Source organism: Psychroserpens sp. SPM9 (assembly GCF_025153525.1).
Lineage (GTDB): Bacteria > Bacteroidota > Bacteroidia > Flavobacteriales > Flavobacteriaceae > Psychroserpens.
Genome location: NZ_JANZNR010000003.1, coordinates 352,201 through 367,943 on the forward strand (window position 1 = coordinate 352,201; position 15,743 = coordinate 367,943).

A 15,743-nucleotide genomic window follows, 5' to 3' on the forward strand; every position below is an offset into this window, starting at 1 on the left:
CGGTTTATACTCATTATAAAAACAGGTAGATTTACTTGAAAAAACTGAACATATTCCCACCATAACTTTTAGAATGCGAATAGTGGTCTAAATGCGATAAATCGGTGTGCTTTGAATGTTCTACAATAAGTAAACCATCAGCTTCTAATAATTCATTTTGAAATACTAATTGCGGAATTTTAGCAAATTCCTCAATCGGGAAATCGTAAGGTGGATCGGCAAAAATGAGAGTATGTTGCTGAGTGGTTTTTTCCAAGAATTTAAAAACATCACTTTTAATGGTTGTAATGTTCATTTCGAAACTTTCGGCAGTGTCATTAATAAATTTAATGCAACCGTAATTTTCGTCAACAGCAGTAATTTGCTCTGTTCCGCGTGAGGCAAATTCGTAGCTTATATTCCCTGTTCCGGCAAATAAATCCAATACCGAAATTTCATCAAAATAATACTGATTATTAAGAATATTGAATAAAGACTCTTTGGCCATATCTGTGGTTGGTCTCACCGGAAGTTTTTTGGGAGCTGTGATACGACGACCTTTATATTCTCCTGAAATGATACGCATTAATTAAAGCTGTTTAAAATGATAAAATCCTTGTATGTGGTATGGGTATTAATAGTAAGATCAAACTTAAAATAGCTGTTTGCGTCTTCAATGTCTACAAATCTAATATAGGTATAGAGTATTTTGTATAAGTCGTCGTCCTTTTCGATCTGTCCTGTAAGTATGGTTTTAATAGTTTCAGGATTGAGTTTAAGCTGTTCTACTGTGAATAGAATATAGTAGATAAAATCTTCTTTTGTCGCGTATTCAAAGGTGTTATAGAATAGTAACTCAGAATTGTTAATGCAAATAATTTCAAAGGTTGAACGATTCACATTAATATACATGGTCTTTGCTGTCTCTTTTGAAGATTTTTGAGAGAAGGTATCAATCAAAATGGTAGACGAATGTTTGTAGTCAAAAGTACCAAAAGTATCAAATACATAATTGTTGATGTTAACCAATGGGACATAGACATTCATGCAATCTATTGAGGCTAACGTATCGTAATTAATAAAATCAGATTTTAAAATTTTTGCATTAAATTTTAGATAATCGGCAAGTGAGTTTTCATCAAATACAGCTTTAGGTACCAAGCACGATAATTCATTTTGATAAATGCACAACACAGAATCAAACGACTGTTCAAAGGCTGCATTTGCCTCAATCGCTTTTTTTAATTCGTTGAGCAGTTCAAAAGGAGTTGCTTTTTTATCAAGTTCGATAGTATCCAGTAACTCGATAGTGTTAGTCGAACGATTTAAAATGCAAAAAGAAAGTCCACTCAAACGAATTTGAATGGACAGTGCTTTTATACTATTATGTTTCAATTTAGTCTCTACTTAAGTTGCCTGGCCAGTTACCACCTGTTTCAGCTTCTTCCATAGAACCAACTTTTAATTTTGATCCTCTCACACCATCTACAGACATAACTTCTTTTTCTTTATTAACCAGGTTTTTGTCTTGATCGTGTAAAATAACGTCTTTATCGACCCATGCCTCAAAAACAGCAATACCACTTTCATCTAGTTTTCCTGCTTTAAGTTGAAATTTAGCGCCGGCAGGTCCAATACCTTGAGGAAGGTTCATCATCGTTTTGTAGCGCGTATCTGCTCCAAAAAGCGAATCTCTAACAGGAACAGTTCCAATGGTATCGATGATAACAATATCTTTAGTAGTTTCTACACCACCAAATCGACGTGTTAATTCTTCATCAATAATTGTAGAATCTCTTCGTTGTGTAATGGTAAATTGCGCAGTATCGATAAACTTAATTAAATCATCAAAGTTTCCAGAAAAGGATTTTTTAACAGTTCTGTGCGCTAATTGTGCATCTCTAATATCTTTTAATTTATCAATCACTTTCACATAACGCTCATCTTTAAGTTTATTGAATTTAATTTCACCATAAACAGACATAAACGTCAAATAACCTAAGAAGAAAATCAATGCCCATAGCACTAAATTTAGGATAGGTTTTAGCTTTTTAGGCACAAATTTATCGATCAACCAAACGATACCAATTGTAAGTAAAATAAGGCCTACAACAACAAGAATTACTTTTAACATAGTTAGTTTTTTTATATTGTTTTTAAGGAGTTACGCAAATCTACAATTTTTTTTTGTTCGTTAAAACAATGTAGACAAAAATCAATAACAGGGGAAAGATATAAAATTACTTTGAAATTCTATAACAAATTTTGTCTTCTAAAGCCATAAAAACATTAATGTATTAAATCTTATATTGCGTTTTTAATCACATTTCACAATAAATAAATGACGTCATCAGACTTTTATAAATTGCTAATCAAGAAGTTTCCTTTTGCTCCCACCACGAAGCAACTTGTTGCCATTGAGCAATTAGCAAAATTTGTTTTTGATGATTCGCCTAATACCTTGTACGTTTTAAAAGGATTTGCAGGAACAGGTAAAACGAGTATTATAGGGACGCTTGTTTCTAATTTATGGGAAACAAAAAAAAGTGCTGTTTTAATGGCGCCAACCGGAAGAGCGGCTAAAGTGATTTCAAATTATTCAAAAAAAGAAGCCTTTACCATTCATAAGAAAATTTATTTTCCGAAGAAAGATAGAGGAGGAGGCGTTAAATTTGTAATGCAACCCAATAAACATCGCAACACCATATTTATTGTTGATGAAGCTTCAATGATTCCAGATGTTCCGGCGGATTCTAAAAATTTCGAAAGCACCTCTTTATTAGACGATTTAATGACCTATGTCTATGCTGGTCATAAGTGTAAATTACTTTTAATTGGGGACAAAGCGCAATTACCTCCTGTAAAATCTGATGTTTCGCCAGCACTCAATTCAGAGCAACTGGGTTTAAATTATAATAAAGCTGTTACTTCAATTGAATTAGATGAAGTGGTGCGTCAAAATCAAGACTCCGGAATACTAAGCAATGCAACGCGAATGCGAGAAGTGATTGAAAATGAATTCTTTGATTCTTTTCAGTTTAATCTCAACGGCTTTACTGATATCATACGATTAATTGATGGTTACGAAATTATGGATGCTATTAATGATGCTTACAGTGATTTAGGTCATGAAGAAACGGCTATCATTGTTAGAAGCAATAAACGCGCAAATCTTTATAATCAACAGATTAGAAACCGGATTTTATTCAATGAAAATGAATTGACAGTCGGTGATTTTTTGATGGTTGTTAAAAATAATTACTTCTGGATTAAACCTACAACCGAAGCTGGATTTATTGCCAATGGTGATATTATTCAGGTTTTAGAAATTTTTTCTATGACAACGCTCTACGGATTTCGTTTTGCTGAAGTCAAAGTGCAAATGGTCGATTATCCGCGGATGCGCCCTTTTGAAACGGTTTTGCTATTAGATACTATTGAAGCTGAAACGCCTTCCTTAACCTATGAAGATAGTAACCGTTTATACCAAGAGGTTCAAAAAGATTATGAAGATGAAACATCTAACTACAAGAAATTTCTGAAAATAAAAGGCAATAAACATTTTAACGCATTACAGGTCAAGTTTTCCTATGCAATCACCTGTCATAAATCTCAAGGTGGACAATGGCATACTATTTTTGTAGAACAGCCTTATTTACCAAATGGAATCGATAAAGATTATATGCGTTGGTTGTATACAGCCGCAACCAGAGCGAAAGAAAAATTGTATCTTATTGGGTTTAAAGATACGTTTTTTGAAGATGAATAAAACAAGCTATTGGATATGACGATGGAAACCATTATTAGTATTTTTTTAGGTATCGGACTTTCAGCATCTGTGGGATTTCGGGTATTTGTTCCACTTTTTGCGTTGAGTCTAGCAGCCTATTTTAACCTTTGGGAGCTTAATGAATCCTGGCAATGGATAGGTAGTTTAACTGCAGTAATTACACTGGGAGTCGCTACGCTCGTTGAAGTTTTTGGCTATTATATTCCATATGTTGATAACCTTTTAGATACTATTGCTATTCCGTTGGCGACGATTGCTGGCACAGCAGTTATGGTATCAACCGTTGCCGATCTTAGTCCGGCAATCACCTGGGCTTTGGCAATCATAGCAGGAGGCGGAACCGCTGCAGCAGTGGCTGGTGGTTCTGGAGCCACACGATTGGCATCTACTGCAAGTACTGGCGGTATCGCCAATCCGGTCGTTTCAACAGTAGAAACGGGAACCTCTGTGCTGATGTCTGTGGTTTCATTATTTATTCCTGTTTTAGCCTTTATTCTTGTGCTTATTATATTGTATCTCATTTTTAGAGTTTATAAAAAGATTCGTGGGAAACGGACATAATTTCTATTAAAAGTTTTATTTTTGATACTCTATCAATTTTCAACTAATGAAGATCATATCAATGATTCCTGCACGTTACAGTGCGTCCCGTTTCCCAGGAAAACTTATGCAAAACCTCGCAGGGAAATCGGTCATTTTAAGAACTTACGAAGCGACTGTCGCTACAAACTTGTTTGACGACGTTTATGTTGTCACCGATAGTGATATTATTTTTGATGAAATAACTTCTCATGGTGGAAAAGCCATTATGAGTATTAAGACACATGAGTCTGGTAGCGATCGTATTGCTGAAGCTGTAGCACAACTTGATGTCGATATCGTTGTTAATGTTCAAGGTGACGAACCGTTTACCGAACGCGAAAGCTTAGAAAAAGTTTTAAATGTGTTTAAAGATGATCACGATAAAACCATAGACTTAGCTTCATTAATGGTTGAGATTCATGATTGGGATGAGATTAGTAATCCTAATACTGTTAAGGTTATTGTCGATCAAAACAACTTCGCTTTGTATTTTTCTAGAAGTCCGATTCCATTTCCAAGAGATAAATCAGTAGGCGCACGTTATTTTAAGCATAAAGGCATCTATGCTTTTAGAAAAGAAGCCTTATTAGATTTTTATAAACTACCTATGCAATTTATTGAAGCGAGTGAAAAAATTGAATGCATTAGATATTTAGAATACGGCAAACGTATTAAAATGGTGGAAACAACTGTAGAAGGTGTCGAAATTGATACACCTGAAGATTTAGAACGCGCCAAAAAGCTCTGGAAATAAATTGAATACCAACTACCAACATATAAAAGTCATCGGTTTTGATGCAGATGATACGCTTTGGGTTAATGAAACCTATTTTCGTGATGCCGAATTAGAATTTGCCAAATTACTGGCACCATACGAAACTGCCAATAAGATTGACCAAGAACTTTTTAAAAAGGAAATAGAGAACCTTAGTTTATATGGCTATGGTGTTAAAGGATTTGTGTTGTCTATGGTTGAAACCGCACTTGAGCTCTCTAATAATTCTCTGTCTAACGAAGCTATTACTAAGATTTTAAACATTGGGAAAACCATGCTAAATCAGCCTGTAGAATTGTTGGAAGGTGTCGAAGCTACATTAAAACACTTGTCAAAAACTCATAGATTAATTCTGGTTACCAAAGGCGATTTATTAGATCAAGAACGAAAATTAGAAAAATCCAATCTAACGTCTTATTTTCATCATATAGAAGTGCTTAGTGATAAAAAAGAAGCCAACTACACTAAGCTATTAAATCATTTAGATATTAATCCTTCAGAGTTTTTAATGGTTGGAAATTCATTAAAATCTGATATTTTACCATTAGTATCCATTGGAGCAGAAGCCATACATATTCCATTTCATACAACGTGGCTGCATGAACAAGTAAGCCGAAAAGAAGCTAACGAAAAAGATTATAAAACATTACAAAGTTTGACCGAACTAAAAAGCATATTTAATTAGTGGAACTACTCGATATAAATACTTGGAAGCGAAAGCAGCATTATGAGCATTTTAGAGCCCTAAAAGATCCTTATTTTGGTGTTACCATTCCTTTTGATTTGACTAAAGCGTACCAATTTGCCAAAGCTCATGGTGTCTCTTTTTTTGGAAAGTATTTACATGATTGTATGAAAGCTATGAATACTGTTGATGAATTAAAACTCCGAATTGTAAATGATGATGTGGTTGCCTACGATGTTATCAATGCTTCAGCTACCTTAATGCGATCTGATCTTACCTTTGGGTTTTCTTATATTGAATTTGATGAGGATTTGCATCAGTTTTTGGCGAACATAGAAGCCGAAAAAAGTAGAATTGAATCGACTGGTGCTTTGTATCCAGATAGGAATGATTTGCAGTGCATTCATTGCTCGGCATTACCTTGGTTAAATTTCTCAGGACATAAAGAGCCAGTTTCTGGTCATTTGGAGTCGGTTCCTAAATTAGCCTTTAGTAAAATCGATAAAAAAGAAAACAACAGCATGGTTATGAATGTTGCTATAAATGTCAATCATGCCTTGGTTGATGGGTATCACGTTGGATTATTTTCCGAAAAATTCCAACATTATTTAAATAAGTAAAGATAAATCCAACTATGTTTTTATTTTTGTTACACGAAGACGAATAAATGAGTTATAAAAATTATCCAATGGTGTCCAGAGTTGTATTTGGACGAGGCAGTTTTAATCAGTTAGGTGATATCATAGCACCTAAACGATTGAATACAAAAGCACCATTTATATTTTTGGTCGATGATGTCTTTAAAGGAAATTCGGAAATCACCTCGAGAATTCCTTTAGCATATGACGATCAACTTCTATATATTTCTGCAGAAAATGAACCAAAAACGTCTCAGGTAGATGAGTTGGTTGAGCAAATTATATTAAATCATAAAGACAGACCTTCCGGAATTATAGGTATTGGAGGCGGAACCATTCTGGATCTTGCTAAAGCCGTTGCCATCATGTTAACGAACGAAGGCGAAGCTAAAAACTATCAAGGTTGGGATTTGGTAAAAACACCAGCCATCTATCATGTTGGTGTTCCAACAATCTCAGGAACAGGTTCTGAAGTCTCTCGAACTACAGTGTTAACTGGACCAGAAAAAAAATTGGGAATCAATTCAGATTACACACCTTTTGACCAGGTGATTTTAGATCCCGAGTTGACCAATGGTGTTCCTAAAGATCAATGGTTTTACACAGGTATGGATTGTTTTATTCATTGTATTGAATCCCTTAACGGAACCTATCTTAATGCGTTTAGTCAGAGTTATGGCGAAAAAGCTTACGAACTGTGCAAAGAAATTTTCATGGATGCTTCGCTTACACAAGCTGAAGCTCAGGATAAATTAATGATGGCTTCTTGGCATGGTGGTATGAGTATTGCCTATTCTCAAGTTGGTGTTGCTCATGCTATGAGTTACGGTTTATCTTACCTTCTCGGTACCAAACACGGTATTGGTAACTGTATTGTTTTTGACCATCTCGAGGAGTTTTATCCCGAAGGCGTAAGCATGTTTAAGGCTATGAAAAAGAAACATAATATTCAATTACCTCAAGGGTTGTGTGCAGGATTGCATGACGATGAGTTTGATATTATGATTAATGTTGCCTTAAGTTTAGAGCCTTTATGGGAAAACGCTATTGGTAAAACCTGGAAACAAGTCATCACAAGAAGCAAGCTCAAATCACTTTATCAAAAGATGTAATATGCGATGGCTAGCTCGATTTATCTACTTTAAGATTTTAGGATGGAAAGTCACTGGAAACACTAATTTTTCTCAAGACACCATTAAAAAGTGTGTTATTATTGCGGTTCCACATACGAGTTGGCATGATTTTTTTATCGGAATTTTACTGAGGAAAGTAACGCATGTAAAAACCAACTTTGTTGCTAAAAAAGAACTTTTTAAATGGCCGTTTGGTTATTATTTTAGATGGGTTGGTGGTGCAGCTCTAGATCGAACTTCTGGGCAAAACAAAGTGGAAGCTATAGCGAAACTGTTTGAAAAGAAAGATGAGTTTAGACTCACTTTAGCGCCTGAAGGAACGCGAAAAAAGGTTGACGATTGGAAAACAGGGTTTTATTATATCGCAAAAGCGGCAAAAGTGCCCATACTGATGTTTACTTTAGATTTTAAAAACAAACAGAATCATGTGTCTGAGCCTTTTTTTCCTACAGATGATGTTGAAGCCGATTTCAAGTTTATGAAAGCCTTTTACAAAGGTGTTGTTGGAAAGAAACCCGAATATACCTAAGTTCTATCTTTTAAACGATACACAAATTTCAAACCACTCCAGTCAGGATCTATTGCAGTAACTTTTACATCGACCAAACCCTTATTTAGAACCAGGTCTCTTAAAGGTTCTCGTTTTATATCTGTAGTAATTTTACTGCTGCCCTTGGGCCAGCTTACCCATAATATCCCCTTCATTTTTAATACGGGCTTGTAGGTTGTGATTAAGGTATCAAGTTCTGCTAAACTCGTGCAAAATACATGTATAAAATCGGCAGATTGCGGTGTCAAGTCTGATAGTTCTGTAATGTCTTCTGGTAGATTTTGAAATAAACTGAAATACTGTTTAGGCGGATTATAAAGCACAAAAGAAGCTCTAGGTTTAAGGCCTAACTTCTTAGCTAACGGCGTTTTAGAATATCCAGAACTCATTTCATAAAAATTAGAGCCATCATGATTTTGGCATACATTTTGCATTATTTACGATGTAGTCATATACTGAAACATAAAGTAAACTATAGGTCACTAAAAAGAAACAGTATTGATTATTACAAAAGCTACTTTAGGCCATCTCAAGTAGCTTTTTTGTTGCCATGCATTTCGGTTTCAAATTTTGTAAGCAAACGGTTGGTTTGGTGTTTTAATTTGGTTTTAAAATACCGCGTCCCTCCAATAATAGCACCTTTAAATCCTAAGGCTTGTTTTGCCCATTTCCGTAAATTAAAATCATCAGTGTGTTTTATGATTTTTCCGTCTTTAAACTCAAAGGTTGCCGAAATAGTATTATGAACGTTTCGGCCTGTTTTACTAAAGATATAAAAGGCTTCCCATGATGCACTTCCGTGGGTATTACTCGCTTGAATATTCGAGTAAAATACTTTAAAATCTTTGCCTTTTTGTGACTGGCATAACATACGCCACATATTTCCTGCGCGTTTACCTTTTAGTACGCCAAATGCAGGATCTTCAAACACAATGTCATCGTGATAACAAGAGGCCATGGTTTCAGCATCTAATTCACTAAATGCTTTGTAAAATTTTTCGATGAGTACATCCATGTTTTAAAGTTAGTTAATTTTCTTTTATAAAAACCTAAGTGATTAATTTTACGTAGGTATGGTATAGTAATAAAGTTGATTATAAATTGCTATGAAAAAGAGAAAAGACCATCTTTAGGGATGGTCTTTTTGAATAGATACGCATAGGTTTTAGTACATATCTTTGATTTTCTTGAGTTTTTCTTCCCAAACGGATAAACCTTTTTTGTGCTTTTCAATGTTTTTGATAACATCTTTGACTAAAGGATTGCTCTCATCAACATTAGAGAAAAACTGCATATTATTTTCTAACTGATTAATTTCACTTTTGACTTCCGAAATTTTCTTTCTGATGAAATTTTGTTCGTTGTCTAATAAACGGGTATCATTAGGTTGTGATAAGCTTTCCAGTTTGTTTTCAAACTTAATCATTTCTAACTTCGCTTTGTCCATGTCAAGTTTGTCAAACAAACTATCCAATGCTTTGTTAAATTTACTGTCGATATAGCGCTTGTTTTGCGGAACATGACCAATGGCTTTCCAAGAGGCGATTTTTTCTTTTATAGTCTCAATATCTTTTTCTGGTTTACCACTTAAACTTAAAGTTTTGACATCTTCTAGTAGAGCCGATTTTTCTTCGTATGCTGCCATTAATTCTTTGTTGGCTTCGTTGCGTTCGGCGTGAAGTCTGTCAAAATAAGCATTACAAGCTCCTTTAAATTGCTTCCATATTTTATCGCTGTTCTTTCTTGGAACATGACCGATTTTTTTCCAATCATTCTGGATTTTCTTCATCAAAGGTGTTGTGGCTTCAAAGTCATCACTGTCTTTGTTGTCAAGGGCGATTTGAATTAGCGCTTTCTTTTTCTCCAGATTATCGTATTGGTCTTTCTTTAAATTTTTATAGAAGGCGTTTTTGTTTCGGTTAAATTGTCTTACAGCCCCTTTAAACTTTGTCCATGTAGCTTCATTTACCTTTTGAGGGACTTTACCTGCGTTAAAAAACTCTTCTCTTAAAGCTTCAATAGATTTGATTTTCTTTTGCCAAGCTTGGTGAGAATTTGATGAATCTGCAGCAATAGCTTCAATTTTAGTAATAATGTCTTCTTTACGCTCAAGGTTTTTCTCTCTCGCTTTGTCTAAATCGACATAGTATGCCTGGCGCTTGTCGTGAATGGTTTTAGTAGCATTGCTAAAACGTTCCCAGATGTCTTCTCTATGTTCTCTTGCAACAGGTCCTAAATCTTCTTTCCATAATTTATGAAGTACCTGTAATTCTCTAAACGAACGATTGATGTTATCATCTTTAGCTAATTCTTCGGCACGTTCAATGATTTTGGTTTTCTGCTCAAGATTATGCTTGAAATCCATATCGCGTAAATCGCGATTTAGATGTAAGTAATCGTAAAAAATTTCAACTTGATGATGGTAAGAATTCCATGCATTATTGTAGCGATCTCTAGGAATTGGTCCAGCATTTCGCCACTGTTCCTGTAAATCTTTAAATTGCTTATAAGTTGTGTTTATATTTTCTTCAACGTTGATAAGCCCCTTAATTTCCTCGATAATTTGTAAGCGCTTTTCAAGATTTCCCTTTAAATTATTCTCACGTTCTTTGTAATAAGCATTTAAATTAGTTCTATAATTTTTATAAGCACTATTGAATCGCTTTTTTACAGGTGAAGTGTAATAGAAATCAATTTCGTTTCCGCCATCACTTAAAAATTCTTCCTTTTTCTCGTCAAGAAGTGTTTCAAATTTAGAGTTAAACTCAGCTTTAATCTCATCAACTTGGGCTTTTATATTTTGAATTTTATGATTGGCAATGAGTTGTTCCAGTTCGATAGCGAGCTGTTCCATCGACATAGCGTGGTAATCTTTGGTTTCTAACTCGTGACGTTCCACATTGGTTTCGTCTTCGGCATCTTCAGCATTAGCCTCATCAATTTCTTCAACGTGAGCATCTGCTTTTTTAGTTGAATCTTCTACTGGTGTTTCAGACGACTCACTGGTTGCTTCTTGGGGTTCAGGACCGTGATCATTAGTGGCTTCTGAAACAGTCTCAGTTGGAGATTCAGGCGTTTCAGGAGTTTGTGTTTCTGCTTCCGGTGTTTCGCTGACCTGTTCCGAAGAGTCTTCAGTTATAATTGTAGTATCTTCTGAAGCTTGTGTGGTCTTGCTCGTGTTTGTTTTAGTGTTTCCATCTGCGTCTTGCAGGTTTTCCTTCTCTGACATTTTTCAATGTGTTTAATGTTAGAAGGCTAATATACTAACAAGAGACTGATTTACAAAAAAGATATGGCATTAAGGGGGTTTAAAAGGTCGAACTCCATATTTTCCAGGCTTTTTCTGCTTGAAACACTAACATTTGATAGCCATTTGTTGTTTGAGCGCCTCGACGTTCGCCTTCTTTTAAAAATTGCGTTTGTTCAGGATTGTATATCAAATCATAAAGTAAATGTTGATCTGTGATTCCGTTATAAGGAATGTCTGGACAATCACTAATATTGGGATAGGTGCCAAGTGGTGTACAATTGATAAGAATTGTATAGTCTTTTAGGTGCGTTTCTGTAAGGCTATTATAAGTAAACTTAACAGTGTCACTTTTAGTTCTAGACACATAATCAAATTCAATTTTTAGCTTTTTAAGCGTGTATGCAATAGCTTTTGAAGCGCCTCCAGTTCCTAAGATTAATGCTTTTTTATGGTGTTTTTTCAATAAGGGTTTGATGGATTTTTTAAATCCGTAACAATCGGTATTATAGCCTTTAAGTTTTCCGTTGAAGGAAACCGTAATCGTATTTACAGCTCCTATTTTTTTTGCTTTTTTGTCTAGTTTGTCTAAATAAGGAATGATTTGTTCTTTGTAAGGAATGGTCACATTAAAGCCTATAATATCGATATGATTTTCGACTAAAGGTTTGAATTCTGAAATAGAATCCAAATCAAAATTCTCGTAGGTTAGTGGTCGTTTCTCTGATTTAAATTTCTTTGAAAAATAATCTCTTGAAAACGAGTATTCGATATCTTTTCCTATTAATCCTAGTCTGATCATTGTAATTTGTTTGTGCGTTGTCCATACCATTCTAAGGCTAATACTATAAGTATCCCTAAAACGATGTAAGCAATGGCAATAAAGGTTTCATTTTGTAAATCAGGTAAAAACCGTTCGTAATTAGATATGATCTTTTCACCTCTGGAGTCTAATAAAAATGCTCCGTTGTTTTGTGTTTTATAAACGGTATTTTTCCAAGGCCAAACGACACCAAGCGATCCAATAATAAACCCGATAATTGAGGCAGTTGTAATGCTTTTATAATGTTTAAGTACATAATTTAAGAGGTGAGAAAATGTGACCAAACCTGTAACTGAGCCTAGTGTAAACATGCCTAACACTTTAAGTAATTTAATGCGGATTTCATTCTGAATAAAACTAAAATCACCTGTAAATACTTCGGCAAAGGTATCATATAGGGCATTTACCGAATCTACCAAAAGCAAAACGTAATTACCTAATAGGATTAAAATGAATGAGCCCGAAAATCCTGGAAGAGTCATTCCGGAAACACTAATAATTCCGCAGAAAAACACAAAAAACAAGTTGTCGTTTTCTTTTGCTGGATCTAAGAAGCTTATAGCAATACCAAGAGAAATTCCTATAATTAAAGCAAGTATGCTCTTAAAATTCCAATCTTTAAAATCTTTATTGATATAGTAAATGGAACCGATAATCATTCCGAAGAATAAGCTCCAGACATACAATTCGTAGTTTTGAAGAAAGTAATCTAAAATTTTAGAAACACTAAAATAGCTGACAATCATTCCGAAAAACAATAGACTCAAAAACTTCCCATTAATGTATCGGTAAAAACTTTTGAATCGCCCGTTAAAAAGTAATTTGAAAGCTGTTTTGTTGACACGTTGTAACGAATAGATAAACTCTTCGTAAAAGCCAGCGACAAAAGCGACGACACCACCCGAAACTCCGGGCACCTTATTAGCTGCACCCATGGAGAGCCCTTTAATAACCAGAAAAATTCGATCTTTAAGAGTTCTGGTGCTTTGCATATTAGTGTTTGTTACCTATTTTTTCAAGAATAAAAATAGTTAAAAAGCCAAACACCATTAAGCCTATGGCTGCCCAAATTTGTGAGTCACCCATATAGGAGGAAGGCCAAACACTTTTTTCAACAACCGTTTTGTAGGTTTCAAAATCGTTGATTTGTTGCTGATAAATCGATAGATTACCTAGGCTAGAGATGTTGACAAATTCTTCTATTTTTCCCGTAGTACTATCCAGTACAGAGATGGTTGTTTTCCAGGGCCAAACTTTGTTTAGAGATCCAATGATAAAACCAGTTAGCAAGGCTAAAGTTGTGTTATAGTAGTTTTTAAACAGCCATTTTAAAACACGACTAAAACTCAATAAACCAATGACAGCACCTGCCATGAAAATCAGTATTTTTTTAATATCAAAATCATGAAGCGCATCACTTAAGGTTTTGTAAGCGCCTAAAATAACCAAGATGAACGATCCGGAAATACCAGGTAAAATCATTGCACAAATAGCTATAGCTCCGGCTATGAAGAGAAAGTACGGACTGTTATTGGCGCCCAAAGATGGAAGCGTTGAAATATAATAGGCAATAATGGTTCCCAGAAGGAGCGCTACAATACTGGCTATATTCCATTTTTCGATTTGTTTACCGACAAAATAAATACTGGCGATTATTAATCCGAAAAAAAACGACCATATTAGAACAGGATGCTGTTCAAGCAAGTATTTAGCAATGCGCATAAAGAGGACGAAGCTAATACCAATCCCTGAAAGTAAAGCTAATAAAAAGTTACCATTAAGTTGGTTCCAAAAAGCTTTAAACCCTTCTTTTTGTAATGTTTTAAAAAGTGAAATATTGACGTTACCAATCGTGGTAATCAATTCTTCATATATTCCAGAAATAAGCGCGATGGTACCACCAGACACTCCAGGTACAGCATCGGCTGCTCCCATTGCTGCGCCTTTAAGAGAAAGAAGAATATAGTCTTTAAATTGTCTTTGCATGTTTAATGAAATACTAGCGTAAAGGTATGAAAAGCGATGAGTAATTTTTAGTAAAAACGAAGAGAATACTGACACTTATTTTCGCGCCTCAAGAATGACTCTTTGAATGGAGGGTTTTTGCAAGATTGAAGGAAATAATTCTTCGAGTATAAATTCGTATTCATGATTGAGTAATAAAGCATTTTTAAGATGGTAATGCCCTTTACTACTTTCATGAAGCGTAAAATGTAAACCGGCTAAACGGAATTCAATTTCTGCGGTTTCTGGATAAAATTCGGCAGCTTGGATTAAATTTAAAACAGCAGCTTCATATTCTCCTAGAGCAATCAGGATGTCGGTTCTAGAAAGCCAGGTTTGTAATTCGTAATTGCCTAAATCTAATGTTTTTTTATAGCCTCGTTCAGCTTCTTCTAGAAAGTTTAATCGTTGATTAATTTGCGCATAGAGTTTCCAGTAAATCACATTCTCACTATCAATATTGATGGCTTTATTAATATAGAACAAGGCCTTTTGATAGTTTTGTTTCTTATTATAAAACTTTGTAATGGCAATCCAACCTTTATCCAACAACGGATCTTCATGAACCGTTTTGTAAAAATATTGGACAGCTAAATCATCTTCGCCAAGTTTTTCGTGACAATAGCCAATTCTCAAGAGTGCAAATGATGTAGGTTCGTCTAAAGCGAGTGTGATTTTATAGTTTTCTATGGCTTCGCGATATAACTTTTTCTTTTCTAGTACTTTTCCTTTTTCCAAATAAGCACCTACAAAGCTATCATCAGAAATAATAGCAAAATCAAAGGCAGCCAATGCTTTATCATAATCGTTAATTGTGAAATATTGTCGGCCTAATTGATGCCAAGCCACTTCACAGTAAGGGTTTTTATCTAAGTACAGATTTAAAAACGTAATGGCATCATCATTTTCATTTAGAAAATCATAACAATAGATAATATTGTATAGAGCAGAATAATCCTCAAGATCTATTTCTAGGCATTTTTTGAAATAAATTTTAGCATTTTCAAACTGGTCAAGAAATAGGTATTCCATCCCGATTAACGCGTACAAATCACCAATACCTTCATCGTCTGAAGCCAAATCTAATGCGATTAACAAAGTGTTGACGGCTTTTTCATGTAAGTCTTGTTTTGATAAGACATTAGCCTTTTGAATAAAGATTTCTTCATTATTAGGTTCTAAAATATGAAGTTCATTCAGTAATTTATCAGCGTCTTCAAACTTGTTTTCAAGGACATAAAGTTCGGTTTGAAAGAGTTTTAAATTCGTAGATGTTGGATGCTGATCGAGTCCTAACTTTACTGCTTTTTTTGCTAAAGCTATTTTCCCAATCTCCAGATAGTGGTGAATAATATTCTCAAATTCTGATGAATCAAAGAACAAAACACTATTGGTTTTGAGCATTGACTCGAATCTTGTAAGCGAAAAGTTGTTGTTGTCTTCAGGTAGACCAAACTCCATAAGCAAGTAGCATAGTTATAGAATAAAAGTACTCTTATCGATTAAAAATATCAATTGATAGGTTTAATGTTTTCAA

Annotated in this window: 17 protein-coding genes; 7 read left to right on the forward strand and 10 right to left on the reverse strand. The window is 34.6% G+C overall.

Annotated features, from left to right (window positions below; translation table 11 throughout):
• Nucleotides 1-31 precede the first annotated feature (31 nt).
• The 3 genes from N4270_RS07925 to N4270_RS07935 are packed head-to-tail and all read right to left on the reverse strand — an operon-like array spanning nt 32 to nt 2,113.
• Nucleotides 32-565, reverse strand: coding sequence for an RsmD family RNA methyltransferase (locus tag N4270_RS07925; protein WP_260096488.1), 534 nt, complete (start codon nt 563-565; stop codon nt 32-34).
• On the reverse strand, nt 565-1,374 hold the full coding sequence (locus tag N4270_RS07930; RefSeq protein WP_260096489.1) for a DUF3822 family protein: 810 nt from the start codon (nt 1,372-1,374) through the stop codon (nt 565-567). The genes N4270_RS07925 and N4270_RS07930 overlap by 1 nt, the downstream gene beginning before the upstream one ends.
• Nucleotide 1,375: 1 nt before the next feature.
• On the reverse strand, nt 1,376-2,113 hold the full coding sequence (locus N4270_RS07935; RefSeq protein WP_260096490.1) for a hypothetical protein: 738 nt from the start codon (nt 2,111-2,113) through the stop codon (nt 1,376-1,378).
• 207 nt (nt 2,114-2,320) lie between these two features.
• On the opposite strand from N4270_RS07935, the gene N4270_RS07940 reads away from it, so the two are divergent.
• The 7 genes from N4270_RS07940 to N4270_RS07970 are packed head-to-tail and all read left to right on the forward strand — an operon-like array spanning nt 2,321 to nt 8,111.
• Nucleotides 2,321-3,748, forward strand: a complete 1,428-nt coding sequence (locus tag N4270_RS07940) for an ATP-dependent RecD-like DNA helicase (protein ID WP_260096491.1) — start codon at nt 2,321-2,323, stop codon at nt 3,746-3,748.
• Nucleotides 3,749-3,763: 15 nt separating this feature from the next.
• Nucleotides 3,764-4,330, forward strand: a complete 567-nt coding sequence (locus tag N4270_RS07945; RefSeq protein ID WP_260096698.1) for a DUF4126 domain-containing protein — start codon at nt 3,764-3,766, stop codon at nt 4,328-4,330.
• 46 nt (nt 4,331-4,376) lie between these two features.
• A complete protein-coding gene (gene kdsB, locus N4270_RS07950) occupies nt 4,377-5,105 on the forward strand; it encodes a 3-deoxy-manno-octulosonate cytidylyltransferase (protein ID WP_260096492.1) in 729 nt (242 codons plus the stop codon).
• A gap of 1 nt (nt 5,106) precedes the next feature.
• Nucleotides 5,107-5,811 (forward strand): HAD family hydrolase, encoded by a 705-nt coding sequence (locus tag N4270_RS07955; RefSeq protein ID WP_260096493.1) that lies wholly within the window; start codon nt 5,107-5,109, stop codon nt 5,809-5,811.
• Nucleotides 5,811-6,431 carry a CatA-like O-acetyltransferase gene (locus N4270_RS07960; protein ID WP_260096494.1) on the forward strand — a complete coding sequence of 207 codons (621 nt, stop codon included), beginning with the start codon at nt 5,811-5,813 and terminating at the stop codon, nt 6,429-6,431. Before N4270_RS07955 ends, N4270_RS07960 begins: the two co-directional genes overlap by 1 nt.
• 47 nt (nt 6,432-6,478) lie before the next feature.
• Nucleotides 6,479-7,561, forward strand: a complete 1,083-nt coding sequence (locus N4270_RS07965) for an iron-containing alcohol dehydrogenase family protein (protein WP_260096495.1) — start codon at nt 6,479-6,481, stop codon at nt 7,559-7,561.
• Between the two features lies 1 nt (nt 7,562).
• Nucleotides 7,563-8,111 carry a 1-acyl-sn-glycerol-3-phosphate acyltransferase gene (locus N4270_RS07970; RefSeq protein ID WP_260096496.1) on the forward strand — a complete coding sequence of 183 codons (549 nt, stop codon included), beginning with the start codon at nt 7,563-7,565 and terminating at the stop codon, nt 8,109-8,111.
• On the opposite strand, the gene N4270_RS07975 is transcribed toward N4270_RS07970, so the two are convergent.
• The 7 genes from N4270_RS07975 to N4270_RS08005 all read right to left on the reverse strand — a co-directional run bounded on the left by N4270_RS07975 (nt 8,108) and on the right by N4270_RS08005 (nt 15,610).
• Nucleotides 8,108-8,566, reverse strand: coding sequence for a DUF3052 domain-containing protein (locus N4270_RS07975; RefSeq protein WP_260096497.1), 459 nt, complete (start codon nt 8,564-8,566; stop codon nt 8,108-8,110). The genes N4270_RS07970 and N4270_RS07975 overlap by 4 nt on opposite strands.
• Before the next feature lie 95 nt (nt 8,567-8,661).
• Complete coding sequence (locus N4270_RS07980; RefSeq protein WP_260096498.1) at nt 8,662-9,147, reverse strand: nuclear transport factor 2 family protein; 486 nt, start codon at nt 9,145-9,147, stop codon at nt 8,662-8,664.
• A gap of 150 nt (nt 9,148-9,297) precedes the next feature.
• The gene (locus N4270_RS07985) at nt 9,298-11,361 is read right to left on the reverse strand and encodes a DUF349 domain-containing protein (protein WP_260096499.1); all 2,064 of its coding nucleotides are present in this window, start codon (nt 11,359-11,361) and stop codon (nt 9,298-9,300) included.
• Between the two features lie 79 nt (nt 11,362-11,440).
• Nucleotides 11,441-12,181: a shikimate dehydrogenase gene (locus N4270_RS07990; protein WP_260096500.1), complete on the reverse strand. Its 741-nt coding sequence runs from the start codon at nt 12,179-12,181 to the stop codon at nt 11,441-11,443.
• Nucleotides 12,178-13,194 (reverse strand): DUF368 domain-containing protein, encoded by a 1,017-nt coding sequence (locus N4270_RS07995; RefSeq protein WP_260096501.1) that lies wholly within the window; start codon nt 13,192-13,194, stop codon nt 12,178-12,180. Before N4270_RS07995 ends, N4270_RS07990 begins: the two co-directional genes overlap by 4 nt.
• A 1-nt stretch (nt 13,195) precedes the next feature.
• Nucleotides 13,196-14,188 carry a DUF368 domain-containing protein gene (locus tag N4270_RS08000; protein ID WP_260096502.1) on the reverse strand — a complete coding sequence of 331 codons (993 nt, stop codon included), beginning with the start codon at nt 14,186-14,188 and terminating at the stop codon, nt 13,196-13,198.
• Nucleotides 14,189-14,263: 75 nt separating this feature from the next.
• Entirely contained in the window at nt 14,264-15,610 is a 1,347-nt protein-coding gene (locus N4270_RS08005; protein ID WP_260096503.1) for a tetratricopeptide repeat protein, read from the reverse strand.
• Between the last annotated feature and the right edge of the window lie 133 nt (nt 15,611-15,743).